This window comes from Nocardioides ginsengisoli, assembly GCF_039537225.1.
In the GTDB taxonomy this organism is placed as follows: domain Bacteria; phylum Actinomycetota; class Actinomycetes; order Propionibacteriales; family Nocardioidaceae; genus Nocardioides; species Nocardioides ginsengisoli.
In genome coordinates this window covers 1-14,326 of sequence record NZ_BAABAC010000046.1, presented here as the reverse complement: position 1 = coordinate 14,326, position 14,326 = coordinate 1, and the positions used below count along the sequence as shown (strand labels likewise).

At 70.3% G+C, this 14,326-nt stretch carries 13 protein-coding genes; 4 read left to right on the top strand and 9 right to left on the bottom strand.

Annotation, left to right across the window (positions count from 1 at the left end):
- Positions 1 to 24: 24 nt before the first annotated feature.
- Complete coding sequence (locus AB4880_RS23330; protein WP_367921619.1) at positions 25 to 2,856, bottom strand: NACHT domain-containing protein; 2,832 nt, start codon at positions 2,854 to 2,856, stop codon at positions 25 to 27.
- A 193-nt stretch (positions 2,857 to 3,049) separates the two neighbouring features.
- Positions 3,050 to 4,339 carry a replicative DNA helicase gene (dnaB, locus tag AB4880_RS23325; RefSeq protein ID WP_367921633.1) on the bottom strand — a complete coding sequence of 430 codons (1,290 nt, stop codon included), beginning with the start codon at positions 4,337 to 4,339 and terminating at the stop codon, positions 3,050 to 3,052.
- Between the two features lie 647 nt (positions 4,340 to 4,986).
- On the opposite strand from dnaB, the gene AB4880_RS23320 reads away from it, so the two are divergent.
- On the top strand, positions 4,987 to 6,336 hold the full coding sequence (locus AB4880_RS23320; RefSeq protein ID WP_367921618.1) for an MATE family efflux transporter: 1,350 nt from the start codon (positions 4,987 to 4,989) through the stop codon (positions 6,334 to 6,336).
- Positions 6,333 to 6,902, top strand: a complete 570-nt coding sequence (locus AB4880_RS23315) for a hypothetical protein (RefSeq protein ID WP_367921617.1) — start codon at positions 6,333 to 6,335, stop codon at positions 6,900 to 6,902. The genes AB4880_RS23320 and AB4880_RS23315 overlap by 4 nt, the downstream gene beginning before the upstream one ends.
- Before the next feature lie 27 nt (positions 6,903 to 6,929).
- Here the strand turns inward: AB4880_RS23315 and AB4880_RS23310 are convergent, their stop codons facing one another.
- The 7 genes from AB4880_RS23310 to AB4880_RS23280 all read right to left on the bottom strand — a co-directional run bounded on the left by AB4880_RS23310 (position 6,930) and on the right by AB4880_RS23280 (position 12,732).
- The gene (locus AB4880_RS23310; protein ID WP_367921616.1) at positions 6,930 to 7,610 is read right to left on the bottom strand and encodes a hypothetical protein; all 681 of its coding nucleotides are present in this window, start codon (positions 7,608 to 7,610) and stop codon (positions 6,930 to 6,932) included.
- A 130-nt stretch (positions 7,611 to 7,740) separates the two neighbouring features.
- Positions 7,741 to 8,187: a 50S ribosomal protein L9 gene (rplI, locus tag AB4880_RS23305; protein WP_367921615.1), complete on the bottom strand. Its 447-nt coding sequence runs from the start codon at positions 8,185 to 8,187 to the stop codon at positions 7,741 to 7,743.
- Positions 8,188 to 8,217: 30 nt separating this feature from the next.
- Positions 8,218 to 8,454, bottom strand: a complete 237-nt coding sequence (gene rpsR / locus AB4880_RS23300; protein WP_036543922.1) for a 30S ribosomal protein S18 — start codon at positions 8,452 to 8,454, stop codon at positions 8,218 to 8,220.
- A gap of 70 nt (positions 8,455 to 8,524) precedes the next feature.
- Positions 8,525 to 9,097, bottom strand: coding sequence for a single-stranded DNA-binding protein (locus tag AB4880_RS23295; protein WP_367921614.1), 573 nt, complete (start codon positions 9,095 to 9,097; stop codon positions 8,525 to 8,527).
- Between the two features lie 130 nt (positions 9,098 to 9,227).
- Entirely contained in the window at positions 9,228 to 9,515 is a 288-nt protein-coding gene (gene rpsF / locus AB4880_RS23290) for a 30S ribosomal protein S6 (protein ID WP_056897082.1), read from the bottom strand.
- Between the two features lie 177 nt (positions 9,516 to 9,692).
- Positions 9,693 to 11,693 carry an FHA domain-containing protein gene (locus AB4880_RS23285; protein ID WP_367921613.1) on the bottom strand — a complete coding sequence of 667 codons (2,001 nt, stop codon included), beginning with the start codon at positions 11,691 to 11,693 and terminating at the stop codon, positions 9,693 to 9,695.
- A 142-nt stretch (positions 11,694 to 11,835) separates the two neighbouring features.
- Positions 11,836 to 12,732: a DUF4333 domain-containing protein gene (locus tag AB4880_RS23280; RefSeq protein ID WP_367921612.1), complete on the bottom strand. Its 897-nt coding sequence runs from the start codon at positions 12,730 to 12,732 to the stop codon at positions 11,836 to 11,838.
- Positions 12,733 to 12,836: 104 nt separating this feature from the next.
- Here AB4880_RS23280 and AB4880_RS23275 point away from each other — a divergent pair, with 104 nt between their 5' ends.
- Entirely contained in the window at positions 12,837 to 13,634 is a 798-nt protein-coding gene (locus AB4880_RS23275; RefSeq protein ID WP_367921611.1) for a deoxyribonuclease IV, read from the top strand.
- Positions 13,635 to 13,726: 92 nt separating this feature from the next.
- Positions 13,727 to 14,248: an ATP-binding transcription factor AbmR gene (gene abmR / locus AB4880_RS23270; RefSeq protein WP_367921610.1), complete on the top strand. Its 522-nt coding sequence runs from the start codon at positions 13,727 to 13,729 to the stop codon at positions 14,246 to 14,248.
- Positions 14,249 to 14,326 lie beyond the last annotated feature (78 nt).

The following is a 14,326-nucleotide window of genomic DNA, read 5'->3' as shown; positions in this document are numbered from 1 at the left end:
TAGACGGTCGCGAGGGACCTCGGATCAGGCGAGGATGCGTTCGCCGAGCGGGGCTCGGAAGCGTTGTGACAGCACGGATCGGAGTTGGAGGAACAGCGCCACGTCGCCGGGAAGCACGTGGGCGAGGGCCGCGCTCAGTACTTCTGCTGCCTCGGGGACGTTCAGGCAGGTGACCAGATCGGCTTGGTGTGCCGCGGTGAAGACCTCGTTCTTGATCGCCTCTAGCGCATCGGCCGCGCCGCGGATTACGGGATCGAGCGTGGCCGGGTAGGGGCTTGTGTCGATTTCATCGTTCAAGGCGCCCCAGTCCACGCGAGGCGAGGCTGGGTGCGGGGATTTTGCGATCTGGTCCAGAACCAAGCCGAGGCCGAGCGTGCGCTCGTGTACGCGTAGGTCGCGTTCAATCGCGGGCACCATGTCGGACGCGCTGGCGAGGGTCAGACGGCATGCCGTTGCGGTCAGGTCGTCCCGAATCAGTCGCGCCACGGCGTTTCGTTGGTCGACGCCGCTATCGGCGTACCGCAAGAGAATGCGTAGGGAACGGTCAAGGCCAAAGGCCGAGGGAGCGTCCAGTACGTGGAGGCCGTGGGCGAGGATTCGGCGGCTCCAAATTGGCCAGGCGCGCGCCATGCCGTCGTCCAGGATGTCGAGCGCGAGCTCCGGGCCGATCGGTAGGTGCACTCCGATGCGTTCGGCTGCACCCTGGTCAATCGTCTCGACGAGTTCGACGACGGCTTGGTGTTCGTGTGCGCGCGGTTCGGCAAACACCTTTCCGGCCGCGAACAACCACGTGTTCCGCCAGTGCGGGCTGGGCGCCAAGAGACGGAGCCTTCTGATACGGGTCTCGAGCGGCGCGTCGCTGATTCGTCTGGCCGCCACGAGTTCCTGGAGTGAGCGCACGTCGAAACCAAAGCCGTCGTTCCTAGGCGCAATGAGGACCAGCCGCTGGGTAGCGGATTTGATGATCGAATCAAGGACGTCAGAGTGATGCCCGTCAGGCTGAAACTCTGCCTCATCGAGAATGTGCCAAACGATGTCGCGCAGCTCCGGCTCGGTCAGCACGGCGGTGGAGTGTTCGGCGGTTTCGCTGCGTTGTTGTAGTAGGAAGCCGGCGCGCTCGTGAAGCTGGTGGATGAACGGTTCGTACTTGGTCAGCAGCGTGCGAACCATCGTCGGCTTGTTTCGTTCCCGCCGTACGACGGTGTCGTAGTAGTCCGAGAACAAGCTGTACCTGTCCGGGGCTATGGTCCCGGCTCCGTCAACGATGATCGACAAGATCAGGACCTGCAACGGAGTCCGAAGCAGCTTGACAAGGTTCTCGTCGTTGGCAGCCCCGCGAAGGGCTGCGGTGACCTTTCCGATGCGCTCCTCGTCGCCGCGGAGGCGCACCTGGGCAGCTTTGGTTCCGAAGGTGACGGCTTCTTCGGGTGTGAGGTCGTCAAGGGCGACGGTCTCGAACGAGGATGGGTCGATGTTTTCGGTATAGCCCACCGGTCGCGTGGTGATGACCGCAAGGAGATCGCATCGGTCTCCTTCGGCGTTGTTGACGAACTCCACTACACGCTCGATCACGGTGCGCCGGGTCTCTGGCTCGGTGACTTCGTCGAGTCCGTCGAACACGACCAGCCAAGGCCAGGCGCCGAGCCACGAAGTGAGGGCGGCGGGCGTGACGGTTCCGTGGTTCGACCTCTTGCTGATGCGTTCGGCCACGTAGCGCATCAGCGATTCGTCGAGTTTGTGTCCCCGCTCCTCCGCGTAATGGGCGAGGTCGATGCGCAGCGGCCAGCGACGGTGGCGCGGGAGTTGGTGACCCAGCTTGTGCAGTACCGCCTCAGTGCCAGCGAGCACGGCGTCGTGGTTGGCGGCGAGTGCAGTCGAGCCCTTGAGTGCTGCCACGCGGTAGGCCTGCACGATCAACTTCGAGATCGTGGTCTTGCCGTTGCCGGGCTGGCCGGTGAGCACAATGTGGCGCGGGCCGTCGACGGCGGTGATGTCTCGGGCAAGGATGTTGTCGCCACGTTCGAGCACATGCCTGAGTACGGTGCTCCTGCCGCCTCCGCCTGGGAACGTCGCCGGGAGGTCGATTGCGACCTCGTGAACTGGGATGCCTCGATTGTCGCGGTCTCCGGCGTCATCGAAGTAGACCAGCCCGTCAGAGAGGAGTTCTGTGCGTGCTTGGTCGAGTAGTACCGGCTCGCTGTCCTTGACCGAGACGTTCCCGGTGAGCTCCGAGATGAAAGTGAACACATCGCTGGCCGTCAGGAACGCATCGAATCGGCGGCGCACTGCTGCGTTAGCGTTCAGCAGAGCGTCGATCTGGTTGCCGTCCCAGAATCGGATCGCCCTGATGTGCGCGATCCGCTTGCGTCGCTGGGCTTTGTCGACGACGGCGTCTGGATCGTCGACGTCGCGGCTAGCGTTGTTCAACTTGGCTCGGTAAGCCTCGATGTTCTTGCGGATCGCGTCGTGGCCGCCCGAATTCTGCACGGGCGTGAGGGCGACGTTGGTGATGAAGATTAGCTGGTCGGGCAGCGGGGCGCGTGGGTCCTTCTTATCCCAGTCGGCCCAGGCGTCAAGCTCCTTCTTCACTTCTCCCCAGAGCCACGAGGCGTCGGCGGTCGGTGAGTCGGAGACCTTGGCGTGATGCTTAACCTGGAAGACGGTGTAGCCGGTGAACGCCTCGCCCGCGGACTCCTCGGTCGACCCGAACGTCAAGGGACCCTCGAAGTACAGATCCCGGCCGCCGTCCTTGCCCGCGCCCATGACTTGGATGCCCGCGCCGAACTCGGCGACCGCGAGGGCGGCCGCCATCGACTGAAAGGCACCGGGGCTCAACAACTGCAGCTGGTGCTTCACTGACGACTCCACGGTTCGAGGGACGGCTCAAGCTAGCAGCGCCGGGCGACTCGGTCGCCCAGTTCTGGCACACGTGCCTGGACTTCAGACGAAGGTTCGATCGCCTCGTTTCACTGTCGTCCCGACGAACCTGCAGGACATGCAAATTGGATCGTTCATCTGCAAACTCAGGGGTCGTCGGCAGTTCTCGCGGTCAGTGCGCCATGTCGACGAACCGGCTGTAGTGACCCTGGAACGCCACGACGATGTCGCGGGTCGCGCCGTTGCGGTGCTTGGCCACGATCAGGTCGGCCTCGCCGGGGCGGGTCGACTCCTTCTCGTAGACGTCGTCGCGGTGCAGCAGGACGACCATGTCGGCGTCCTGCTCGATCGAGCCGGACTCGCGCAGGTCGCTGACCGCGGGGCGCTTGTCGGCGCGCTGCTCGGGGCCACGGTTGAGCTGGGAGAGCGCGATGACGGGGATCTCGAGCTCCTTGGCGAGGAGCTTGATCTGACGCGAGAACTCGGAGACCTCGAGCTGGCGGGACTCGACCTTCTTGCCCGAGCTCATCAGCTGGAGGTAGTCGATCACCATCAGCTTGAGGTCGTGCTTCTGCTTGAGGCGGCGGGCCTTGGCGCGGATCTCGACCATGGTCATGTTGGGCGAGTCGTCGATGAACATCGGCGCCGCGGACACCTTCGCGACGTGGCGCGCGAGGCGGTCCCACTCCTCGGTGCCCATCTTGCCGTTGCGGATGTGGTTGAGGGGGATGCGCGCCTCGGCCGAGAGCAGACGCATGACGATCTCGGCGCGCGTCATCTCCAGGCTGAAGAAGGCGGCGGTCAGGTTGTTGTGGATGGCGGCGGCGCGGCAGAAGTCGAGAGCGAGGGTCGACTTGCCCATCGCGGGTCGGGCGGCGACGACGATCATCTGGCCGGAGTGGAATCCGTTGGTGAGCTCGTCGAAGTCGGCGAAGCCGGTCGGGACGCCGTAGATGCCCTGCTCGCGGTTCTCGATCGCCTCGATCTCGTCGAGGACGCCGTCCATGATGTCGCTGAGCGGCGCGTAGTCCTCGGTCTTGTTGCGGTCGGTGACCTTGTAGATCTCCGACTGCGCCTCGTTGACGATGCCGTCGATCTCGCCCTCGCCGGCGTAGCTGATCTGGACGATCTTGGTGCCGGCGTCGACGAGGCGGCGCAGGATCGCCTTCTCGCGCACGATCTCGGCGTAGAAGCCGGCGTTGGCGGCGATCGGGACGTTGGCCGCGAGCGTGTGCAGGTACGGCGCGCCGCCGATCTTCTGCAGCTCGCCGCGGCGCTGGAGCTCGCCCGCGACCGTCACCATGTCGGCCGGCTCGTTGCGGCTGTAGAGGTCGAGGATCGTGTCGTGGATCGACTCGTGCGCGGGCCGGTAGTAGTCGACGCCGCGGAGCACCTCGACGACGTCGGCGATCGCATCCTTGGAGATGAGCATCGCGCCGAGCACCGACTGCTCGGCGGCCATGTCCTGCGGAGGCGTGCGGCCCCCGGAGGGCGCCTCACCGGGCGCGTACGACGCGGGGCCGTCGCTCCAGTCCTGCGGCGGGTCGGCGGTCCAGGCCGGCGGGTCGTCGGTGAGACTCACGCCTCTGATCCCCCTCCTACGTCGTGCTGCTCGTCCTGCTCGTCCGGCTCACCCGGGTCACCCGGCTTACCCGGCTCATCGTCTCGCTCGTCCAGCTCGTCGTCCGGTGCTCACGCTGCCAGGGGGGTCCGACACAATGTCCGGGCGCCCCGGTCCGCCGGACTCGCGCTGATCTGAACCGGCAACCTACGGGGAGGACCGGGTCGGATGAAAGCCGCCGAGAGCGGACTATTCACAAGGGTTGGGGATAACCCGCCGCGCCCCGTGGAGGACACGCGGACATGATGTGCACGGGCTGGGGAGGAAGCTGTGGAGACAGAGGTGGCCGATCTGTGGAAACCGGCTCTGACCTGCGTAAACACTGACTCACAGTTGTGGAAGACAAAAACCATACGTGTGATCCCGTTCACTTTGCGGCCACCCGGGCGTTGCGACCGGTCCCCCGGACGTCCCCGTCGTCCACCGCTCCTCCACGCTCACTTTCCACAGGGTGACCGTAGTTATCCACCGGTCCTGGGACCGGCCCGGTGACCCGTCCCACAGCGGCACTCGATAGGGAGATCGCGCGGCTCGCGATCCCGGCCTTCCTCGCCCTCGTCGCCGAGCCGCTCTTCCTGCTCGCCGACTCCGCGGTGGTCGGCCACCTCGGCACCCCCGAGCTCGCCGGACTCGGCATCGCCGGCACCGTGATCACCACCGCCGTCGGCCTGTGCATCTTCCTCGCCTACGGCACCACGGCCGGCGTCGCCCGCCAGCTCGGCGCCGGTCACCGTACGGCGGCCCTCGCGCAGGGCCTCGACGGACTCTGGCTCGCCGGCGCGATCGGCCTGCCCGTCACCCTCGCCACCGCCCTCCTCGCCGGCCCGCTCGTCGGCCTCTTCGGCGCCACGCCCGACGTCGTAGACCCGGCGACGACGTACCTGCGGATCGCGGCGCTGGGCGTGGTCCCGCTGCTGCTGATCCTCGCCGGCACCGGCGTACTCCGCGGCCTGCAGGACACCCGGACACCGCTGGCCGTCGCCGTCCTCGGCAACCTGGCGAACATCGCCCTCAACGTCTCCCTCGTCTACGGCGTGGGCCCCCTCCCCCGCCTCGGCATCGCCGGCTCCGCGCTCGGCTCGGTGCTCGCCCAGACCGGCATGGCGCTGGCGCTGGTCCTGGTCGTGGTCCGGGCGGCCCGCCGCGAGGGCGCGACCCTGCGCCCCCACCTGCCCGGCGTCCGGGCCGCGGCCCGGGCCGGCGTCCCCCTCATCATCCGGACCCTCACCCTGCGCGCGTCCCTCCTCGTCACCACGTACGCCGTCGTCCTCACCGCCACGGACACGCGCAGCAGCGCGGTCCCCATCGCCACCCACCAGCTCGCGATGACGCTGTGGGGCTTCCTCGCCTACGTCCTCGACGCGATCGCGATCGCCGCCCAGGCGATCACCGGCCGCCACCTCGGCGCCGGCGACGCGGCGGCGGCCCGGGCGGTCACCCGGCGGATGGTCCGCTGGGGCGTGGTCAGCGGCGTCGCCACCGGCGTCCTGCTCGCCGCGAGCAGTCCGGTCCTGGGCGCGCTCTTCACGGGCGACGACGGCGTCCGCGACGCGCTCGTGCCGGTGTTGTTGCTGGCAGCGGTGGCGCAGCCCGTGGCCGGGGTCGTGTTCGTCCTCGACGGCGTCCTGATCGGCGCCGGCGACGGCCGCTATCTGGCGCTGGCCGGCGTGGTGGTCCTCGGCGGCTACGCTCCGGTCGTGCTGCTGACGAGCGCGCTGGGCGCGGGACTCCCCTGGCTGTGGGTCGTGTTCTGCGTACTCTTCATGGGCGGGCGGATGCTCACCTTGCTGCGGCGGGCCGCCGGCGACAGCTGGCTGGTGACCGGGGCGACCGCGTGAAGCCGCTGCAGGCGGTCGGACTCGGCCTGGTCCTGCTCGCGCTCGGCCCGGCGAACGCCAAGCCCGGCACCTTCGACCCGCTGCCCGACCCGGTCGGCTGGCTGCTCGTCCTGGTCGGCCTGCACGCCCTCGGCAAGGCGCTCGACGCGCGCCGGCTGCCGGCGCTGCGCTTCCTCGGCATGGTCGCGCTCGGGTTCTCGATCGCCCTGGTCGTGCCCGCGGTCGCCCGCTGGCTCGAGACCGACCCGTCGCTGGGCTGGGCGGCCGACGTCCCGCGCTTCGCCTTCTTCGCGCTGCTGTGCCACGAGCTCGGCCAGTCGGCCTTCCGGGCGCGCCAGAGCGCCGGCGCGAGCGCGTTCAGCCTGGGCGCGCTCGGCCTGCTGTTCGTGCTGGCCGCGCCGCCCCTCGCGTTCGGCGCCGGCTGGACGGCGATCGGACCGGCCGGCGAGGTCGCCGCGCAGGTCGTCCAGATCGCGCTGGTGGTGCTGTGCTTCGTCTTCGCCGGCCGCGACTGGGCCGGGGCTCCCGTCGTACCGGACGACGCGGTCGCCGTCGACGGCGATTGACGACCGTTTCGTCCGGTACGACGGGGGTCAGGCCCGCTTGAGGGCGGCGAGCAGTCGCTCGGCGAGCGCCGCGGACTGGTTGCGCGGGTCGCCCTCGTAGTCGACGCCGTCCTGGTAGTCGAGGTCGATCTCGAGCAGCGCGGTCGTCGTGCAGGCGCGCAGCGAGGCCTTGAAGTGCGGCGGGTTGCTCACCTTCCACCAGCCGTGGGCGGCACCGGCGATGTCGTCGGCGGGCTCGACCACGCCGGAGATGTCGCTGGGCTGCGGGCAGCCGAAGCCGCCCTTGCTGAAGTCCTCCGGGCCGCTCAGCTTGACGGTGACCTCGACCAGGTCGGGCGCCTCGAAGGAGCAGTTGTCGCTCGACCAGGTGCGCGCGCCCTCCGACGTGGAGCCGCCGCCGACCTCGGCCTGGCCGACCGTCACGCCGTACGCCGCGGCGACGTCGTCGGCGGTCACGATGTCGCAGGCCGCCGGCAGCCCGGCTGCCGGGGCCGAGGTGACCTCCACCGGCGCCGACGTCGCGGACGACGCGGACGACGGGGAGGTGGCGGACGACGCCGCGGTCGGGGTGGGCGAGTCGGCCGTGCTCGGCGCGCTGGCCGGCGTGCTCGGCGCGGGGGAGTCGGACGCCGCGTCCTTGCCGTTGCAGGCGGCCAGCACGGGCGCGAGCAGGAGGAGGGCGGCGGGCGTCAGCCGTCGTACATGCATCGGGGAAGGCTCCTGTGTTGGGGAAGAAACAGGGGAGTGGGTCGAAAATAGCCGCGTGGCCGGCCCCGAAGGGACCGGCCACGCCGCTTGCGTCTCGATCGCCCGCTCGCGCGGGCCGCTCGGATGCGGGTCAGGCAGGGATGACGTTGAGCGCCACCGCGGCCGAGACCTCGTCGTGCAGCTTCACCGACACGGCGTGGCTGCCCAGCGCCTTGATCGGGTTGCCGAGGACGATGGTCCGCTTGTCGATCGCCTCGCCGGCGGCCTCGCCGAGCGCCGCCGCGATGTCGGCAGCGGTGACCGCGCCGAACAGACGGCCGCCCTGGCCCGCCTTCACCTTGACGTCGACCGGGGAGCCCTCGAGCTTGGCCTTGATCTGGGCCGCGTGGGCCTCGTCGCGGACCGCACGCGCAGCGCGGGCAGCCTTGATCGAGTCGGCCTGCGCCTGGGCGCCGCGGGTCCAGCGGATCGCGAAGCCGCGCGGGATGAGGTAGTTGCGGCCGTAGCCGTCCTTGACCTCGACCACGTCGCCGGCACCGCCGAGGTTCTCGACCTCCTGGGTCAGGATGATCTTCATGAGTTCAGTCTCCTTCTCTACCGAACGCGATCAGCGGCCGCTGGAGGTGTAGGGCAGCAGCGCGACCTCGCGGGCGTTCTTCACCGCGATGGCGATGTCACGCTGGTGCTGGACGCAGTTGCCGGTCACCCGACGGGCGCGGATCTTGCCGCGGTCGGAGATGAACTTCTTCAGAAGGGCGGTGTCCTTGTAGTCGACACCGGTGGCCTTCTCCTTGCAGAACTGGCAAACCTTCTTCTTCGGCTTGCGGACGACTGCCTTCGCCATTGTGGTGCTCCTCCTCAGAGCCCGGCCGCGTCAGTCCAACGAACGGCCGGAATGGTTGATGTGTTGTTGCTCAGAACGGGGGCTCGTCGTTGGAGACGCCCGGCGCGGCCCACGGGTCGTTGGCCGGGGCGGCGCCCCCGTAGTTGGATCCGCCACCCTGGTTGCCACCGCCGTAGCTGCCGCCACCCTGGCTGCCGCCACCCCACGGGTCGCCGCCACCCTGGTTGCCGCCGCCACCCTGGGAGCCACCGTTGTAGCCGCCACCGCCGCCGCCACCGCGCGCCGCGCGGTTGACCTTGGCCGTGGCGTACCGCAGCGCGGGGCCGACCTCTTCGACGTCGATCTCCATGGCGGTGCGCTTCTCACCCTCGCGGGTCTCGTACTGACGCGACTTCAGCCGGCCGGTCACGATCACGCGCATGCCCTTGGTGAGGGACTCCGCGACGTTCTCGGCGTACTGCCGCCAGACCGCGCAGGAGAGGAAGAGGGCGTCGCCGTCCTTCCACTCGTTGCTCTGCCGGTCGAAGGTGCGCGGCGTCGACGCGATCCGGAAGTTCGCCACGGCCGCACCCGAGGGGGTGAAGCGCAGCTCCGGGTCATCGACGAGGTTGCCGATGACGGTGATGACGGTCTCGCCTGCCATGGTGATCTCCTGGTGAGGGTGGGTATGAACGGCCTGCAGCCCGGGTCAGCCCCGGGCGTCGGCCCCCATCGTGTCGCGGACGGCCGACACTGGGTAGGCGTCATCCACAGGCACGGATCCTTCGGGTACCTCAGACGGTGGGTCGCAGGACCTTCGTCCGCAGCACGGACTCGTTGAGGGTCAGCTGACGGTCGAGCTCGTCGACGGTCGCCGGAGCGGCGGTCAGCTTGATGATCGCGTAGATGCCTTCGGCGTTCTTCTTGATCTCGTACGCCAGGCGACGCTTGCCCCACACGTCGACGTTGTCGACGGTGCCGCCGTCGTTGCGGACGACGTTCAGGTACTTGTCGAGCGACGGCTGGACCGTCCGCTCGTCGAGGCTCGGGTCGAGGATGACCACGACTTCGTAGTTGCGCAAAGCGGTCTCCACCTCCTCTGGACTCAGGCGGCCGCGGACTCTCCGCGGCAGGAGGGCTCTGCATTCCGAGCCGGTTCGGACCGGCTCGGGGGTTCGGCGCCAGGTGGCACCGGACAGGAGAGGTTAACAGCGCGCGGCAGGGCGGGCCGAATCGTGGCCCGCCGAGGCCGGTGCGCCCTACCGGAAGAGCACCGGGTCGTCGATCGACGTGCCGCCGACGACCAGCACCGCGATGGCACCCTTCAGCCCCTCGGGCAGGTCGAGGGAGACCGCCGCGCAGACCTGGCCGTCGCCGAGGCTCCACTCGCCGTCGAGCGAGCCGAGCAGCTCGCCCTCGGGGTTGTGCAGCTCGATCGTGAACGGCGTTCCGTCGGGCAGGCCGGTGACCGCGAAGTGCGCGTACAGGGTCGCCGGCAGGCTCACGCCGGTGAGGACCTGCGGGTCGGCGAGGCTGGTCTTCACCGTGCAGTCGCCCTTGCCGTCGAGGCTCCAGCCGCCGGGCTCGGCGGTGGCCTGGCCCATCGGGTCGGCGGGGGGCGCCGGGACGTCGTCGAGGTACGGCGAGACGTAGTCGGGGTCGCCGCCCTTCTTCGCGATGTCGATGAGCTCCTTGGTCAGGTTGACCGGCCGGATCCGCGCCGAGCCGCCGGTGAACGCGCCGCCCTCGCCGCTGTCGCCGACCGTCGACTCGGTGACGACCGCGCTGTTGATGCCGACCAGCTCGCCGTCGGTGTTGATCGACGCGCCGCCGGAGTTGCCGGAGCCGATCCGGATGTCGCTGTCGATCCAGGCCCGGCTGCCCGGGATCGCGGTCTCCTTGAGGAAGGTCGACACGACGCCGCGGGTCACGGTCAGCGCGCGGTCGAGGCCGTCGTCCGACGCCACGTGCGCGACGGCCGGGAAGCCGAGCGCGGTCAGCTCGTCGCCGGTCCGCAGCTCGTCGCTGTCGCCGATCGGGAGCGGGTCGGGCAGCTGGGCGAGGTCGCGGTCGTCGACCTTGTCGCCCTTCTCGTCGGTGGTGATCTTGAGGACCGCGAGGTCGAGGACGCCGTCGGCGACCACCGGCTCCGCGGCGTACGACGGCGCGGCCGGCTTGTCGTCCTCGGCCGAGGTGAGCGCGACCAGCAGGCCCGCGGGCTCCTCGCCCGGCGGGACCTGGCCCGGCGCGCTCGGCTTGCCGACGTGGGCGTTGGTCAGGATCAGGCCGTCGTCGCTGATGATCGTGCCGGAGCCGGTGTAGATCGGCTGGCCGGTCGCGTCGACCGCGATGATCAGGACGCTCGCGAGCTTGGCGCGGTCGAGCTCGGCGGTCGTCAGCCCGGCCGGCGCCTGCGGCTTGGCGACGGGCGCGGGCTCGTCGTCCCCGCCCAGCAGGACGGCGGCCGTGACGCCGCCGCCGACCAGCACCAGCGCGGCGACGATCCCGCCGACCAGCGCGGCGGTCCGCCGGCGCTTCTTCTTGGCGATCGACTTCTGCGCGGCGCCCGCCGCGACGATCGGGACCACCTCGACCTCGGCGCCCGCGGTGGGGTGGCCGAGCATCAGGGTGGTGGGCTCCTCGAGCTTGCGCTGGGCGACCCGGTCCTCCTCGAGGTAGGTGCCCGCGGTCGAGCGGTCGACGTACCACCAGCCGTCGGGGCGGCCCTCGACCACGCCGTGCAGCCGCGACACCGACGGGTCGTCGACGACGACCTCGTTGGCGGGGTCGCGGCCGATCCGCACCACGCTGCCCGGCGGGAACCGGAACGACCCGGACCCGACGCGCACCAGCACGCCCGGACCGCTCGCGTAGCCCGGCCCGACCGGACCGGTCCCCGGCAGCACCGTCTGCGCCAGGCCGGCGGGCGGCAGGGTCGCCGGGTCGAAGCCGGCGGGGCGCTGCTCGACGCCGGCGGGGGAGAGGACGAGCTCCTCGCCGTCGGCCGCGCCGAACCGGACCGCTGTCCGGCCGGTCAGCCGGACCTCGCTGACGCGCGCCCCGTTGAGCCAGGTGCCGCCGCTCGATCCGGTGTCGACGAGCACCCAGCCGGAGCCGTCGGAGCGGAGCTGGGCGTGGTTGCGCGACGCGCTCGGGGCGGTCAGCACGATGTCGGAGCCGAGGTCGCGGCCGATGCCGACGACGCGGGGCTCCTCGAAGGACCAGGTCTGGTCGCCGCGAGAGACATGGAGGGTGGTCACGCCGGGACGTTAGTGCGCCGACGCGGTCCGCGCCGAGGGTTTGCGCACAAGAGGGGACAACGTCAGGACAGGCTCAGGACAGGCTCAGGACATCGCCGGGACGCCGCCGGGCCCCGACCGCGTGCCGGCCGAGGCCGGGTGGTCAGTGGAGAATCTCGACGGCGAACCCGATCTGCCCGTCGGCTCGCGGCCCCTCCGAGGTCACCTTGACCGGGAACGAGCCGCCACCGCCCGTGCGCGCGGACATCGAGCAGGTCACCGTCGAGCCGGCCGCCCCGCGCAGCGGGCCGGGGCAGGTCGCGCGCAGCGCCTTGCCCGACAGGCTGCTCAGGGTCTGGCCGAGGTAGTCGGCGAGGGATAACGCGGTGACGTCGCCGTGGCCGTCGGGGTAGCGGCTGCCGTGGGCCGCGGCGCCACCGGAGCCCGCCCCGGAGCCCGCGCCCCCGCCGGCCCCGCCCTCCCCGGCCGAGGGGGACGACGTCGGTGCCGGGCTCCCGCTGGACGCGTCGGCGGTCGCGTCCCAGGTGTAGTCGAGCACGCCGTCGGCGCTCGGTCCCTTCGAGGTCGCCGTGACCGCCCAGGTGCGCCCCCCGTCGTCGGTCATGGTGCAGGCGAGGGTGCTGCCGGGGGTGACCTCGAGGTCGCCGTCGCACGCGATGGTGGTGACGGTCAGCCCCTTGGTGGCCGCCTGGCCCTTGATCTGCTCGGCGACCACGGTGCCCCGCATCGCCTTCGGGTCCCACTCGAAGTGGACGTTGTCGCCCTTCTCGGCACCGGTGTAGGTCGCCGTGGCGTCGTAGACGGTCCGGGCGTCCGTCACGGTGCAGCCGACCTTGGCGCCCTTGCGGGCGGGGAGGTCGTCCGGACAGCTGACCTCCACGGTGTCGGGGTCGACCTTCTTCTGCGCGGCGACCGCGGCCGCGAACTTCGTCTCGAGCTCCGAAGCCCTGATCGTCTTCGCGCCGATCGACGCCTCGCCCTTGCATCCGGCCAGGGCCAGGACCGCGACTACGGCCACGATGCTCCCGCTCTTCTTCATGTTCCCCCCACGAGTCCGCCGTGTCCGGCGGGTTGTCACTACCTCCCCGGATCGAGATCGTGGCGGGTTCTGACACTGTCGGAGGCGCTCCTTACGATGACGCCATGAGCGAGCTGCGCATCGGTGCCCACGTCGACCAGACCGACCCGATCGCCGAGGCGGCCGCCCGCCAGGCCCCGCTCGTGCAGTTCTTCCTCGGCAACCCGCAGTCCTACAAGGGCCCCGTCCTCGCCTACGACGGCGGCGCCGCGGCCCTGCGCGCGGCCGCGGAGGCCGCGGGCGTCGACCTGTACGTGCACGCGCCGTACCTGATCAATGTCGCGACCACCAACAACCGCCAGCGGATCCCGAGCCGCAAGCTGCTCCAGCAGCACATGGACGCCGCCGCCGAGCTCGGCGCCAAGGGATTGATCGTCCACGGCGGCCACGTCACCGACGACGACGACCCGGCCAAGGGCTTCGACAACTGGCGCAAGGCGATCGAGGCCACCGACCTCAAGATCCCGCTGCTCATCGAGAACACCGCCGGCGGCACCAACGCGATGACCCGCTACCTCGACCGGATCAAGGGCACGTGGGACGCCATCGCCTCCGCCGAGGGTGCCGACATGGTCGGCTTCTGCCTCGACACCTGCCACGCCCACGCCGGCGGCAACGCGCTGGAGACGATCGTCGACGACATCCGCGCGATCACCGGCCGGATCGACCTGGTCCACGCCAACGACAGCCGTGACGAGTTCGACTCGGGCGCCGACCGGCATGCCAACTTCGGCGCCGGCCGGATCGACCCCGACCTGCTGGCCCAGGTGATCCGGGACGCCGACGCGCCGGTGGTCTGCGAGACGCCCGGCGGGGCCGAGGAGCACGTCGCCGACTTCGACTGGCTGCGCAGCCGCGTCTGAGCCCAGCGCCGGACGGCGTCCTGCGCGCCCTGCGGCAAACCCGCCGCCGCGGAGGTCTTGCGCTGCCCGAAACCGGGCGTAATCTCGATTACATGATTACAACCGAGCAACGAGAACAGATCCGCGGCTGGTTCGCCGGCCGCCTGCCCGACGATCTCTTCGAGTCCCTGATCGACGTCTCCGTCGACCGCGAGGAGATCACCGTCATCGGCCGGATCCCGGCCCCCCAGCTCGCCGGAGAGATCTCGGCGACCGAGCGCGAGGCGGCCGTCCAGGGCCGGATCGCGGAGTTCCGCGAGCGCACCCGCGACACCCGGATCGGCGTCGCCCGCGAGGCCGAGCACCACTTCGACAAGAAGGTCTCCTGGGGCGTCGAGTGCGACGAGACCCGCGCGCTCTTCACCCACGTCGCGGCGCCGGTGATGACCCGGCTGCGCCAGCCCGAGCGCGCCGTCCTCGACACCCTGATCGCCGGCGGCGTGGCGCGCAGCCGCAGCGAGGCGCTCGCCTGGTGCGTCCGGCTCGTCCAGCAGCACACCGACGAGTGGCTCACCGAGCTGCGCGACTCCCTCGAGCACGTCCAGCGGGTGCGCGCCCAGGGCCCCGACGCCTAGTCCGCGACGCCTAGTTGTACTGACCACGGACGTTAGGTACGGCGCGCCTGCTGGACGATGACGAAGACCTCCGGGTGA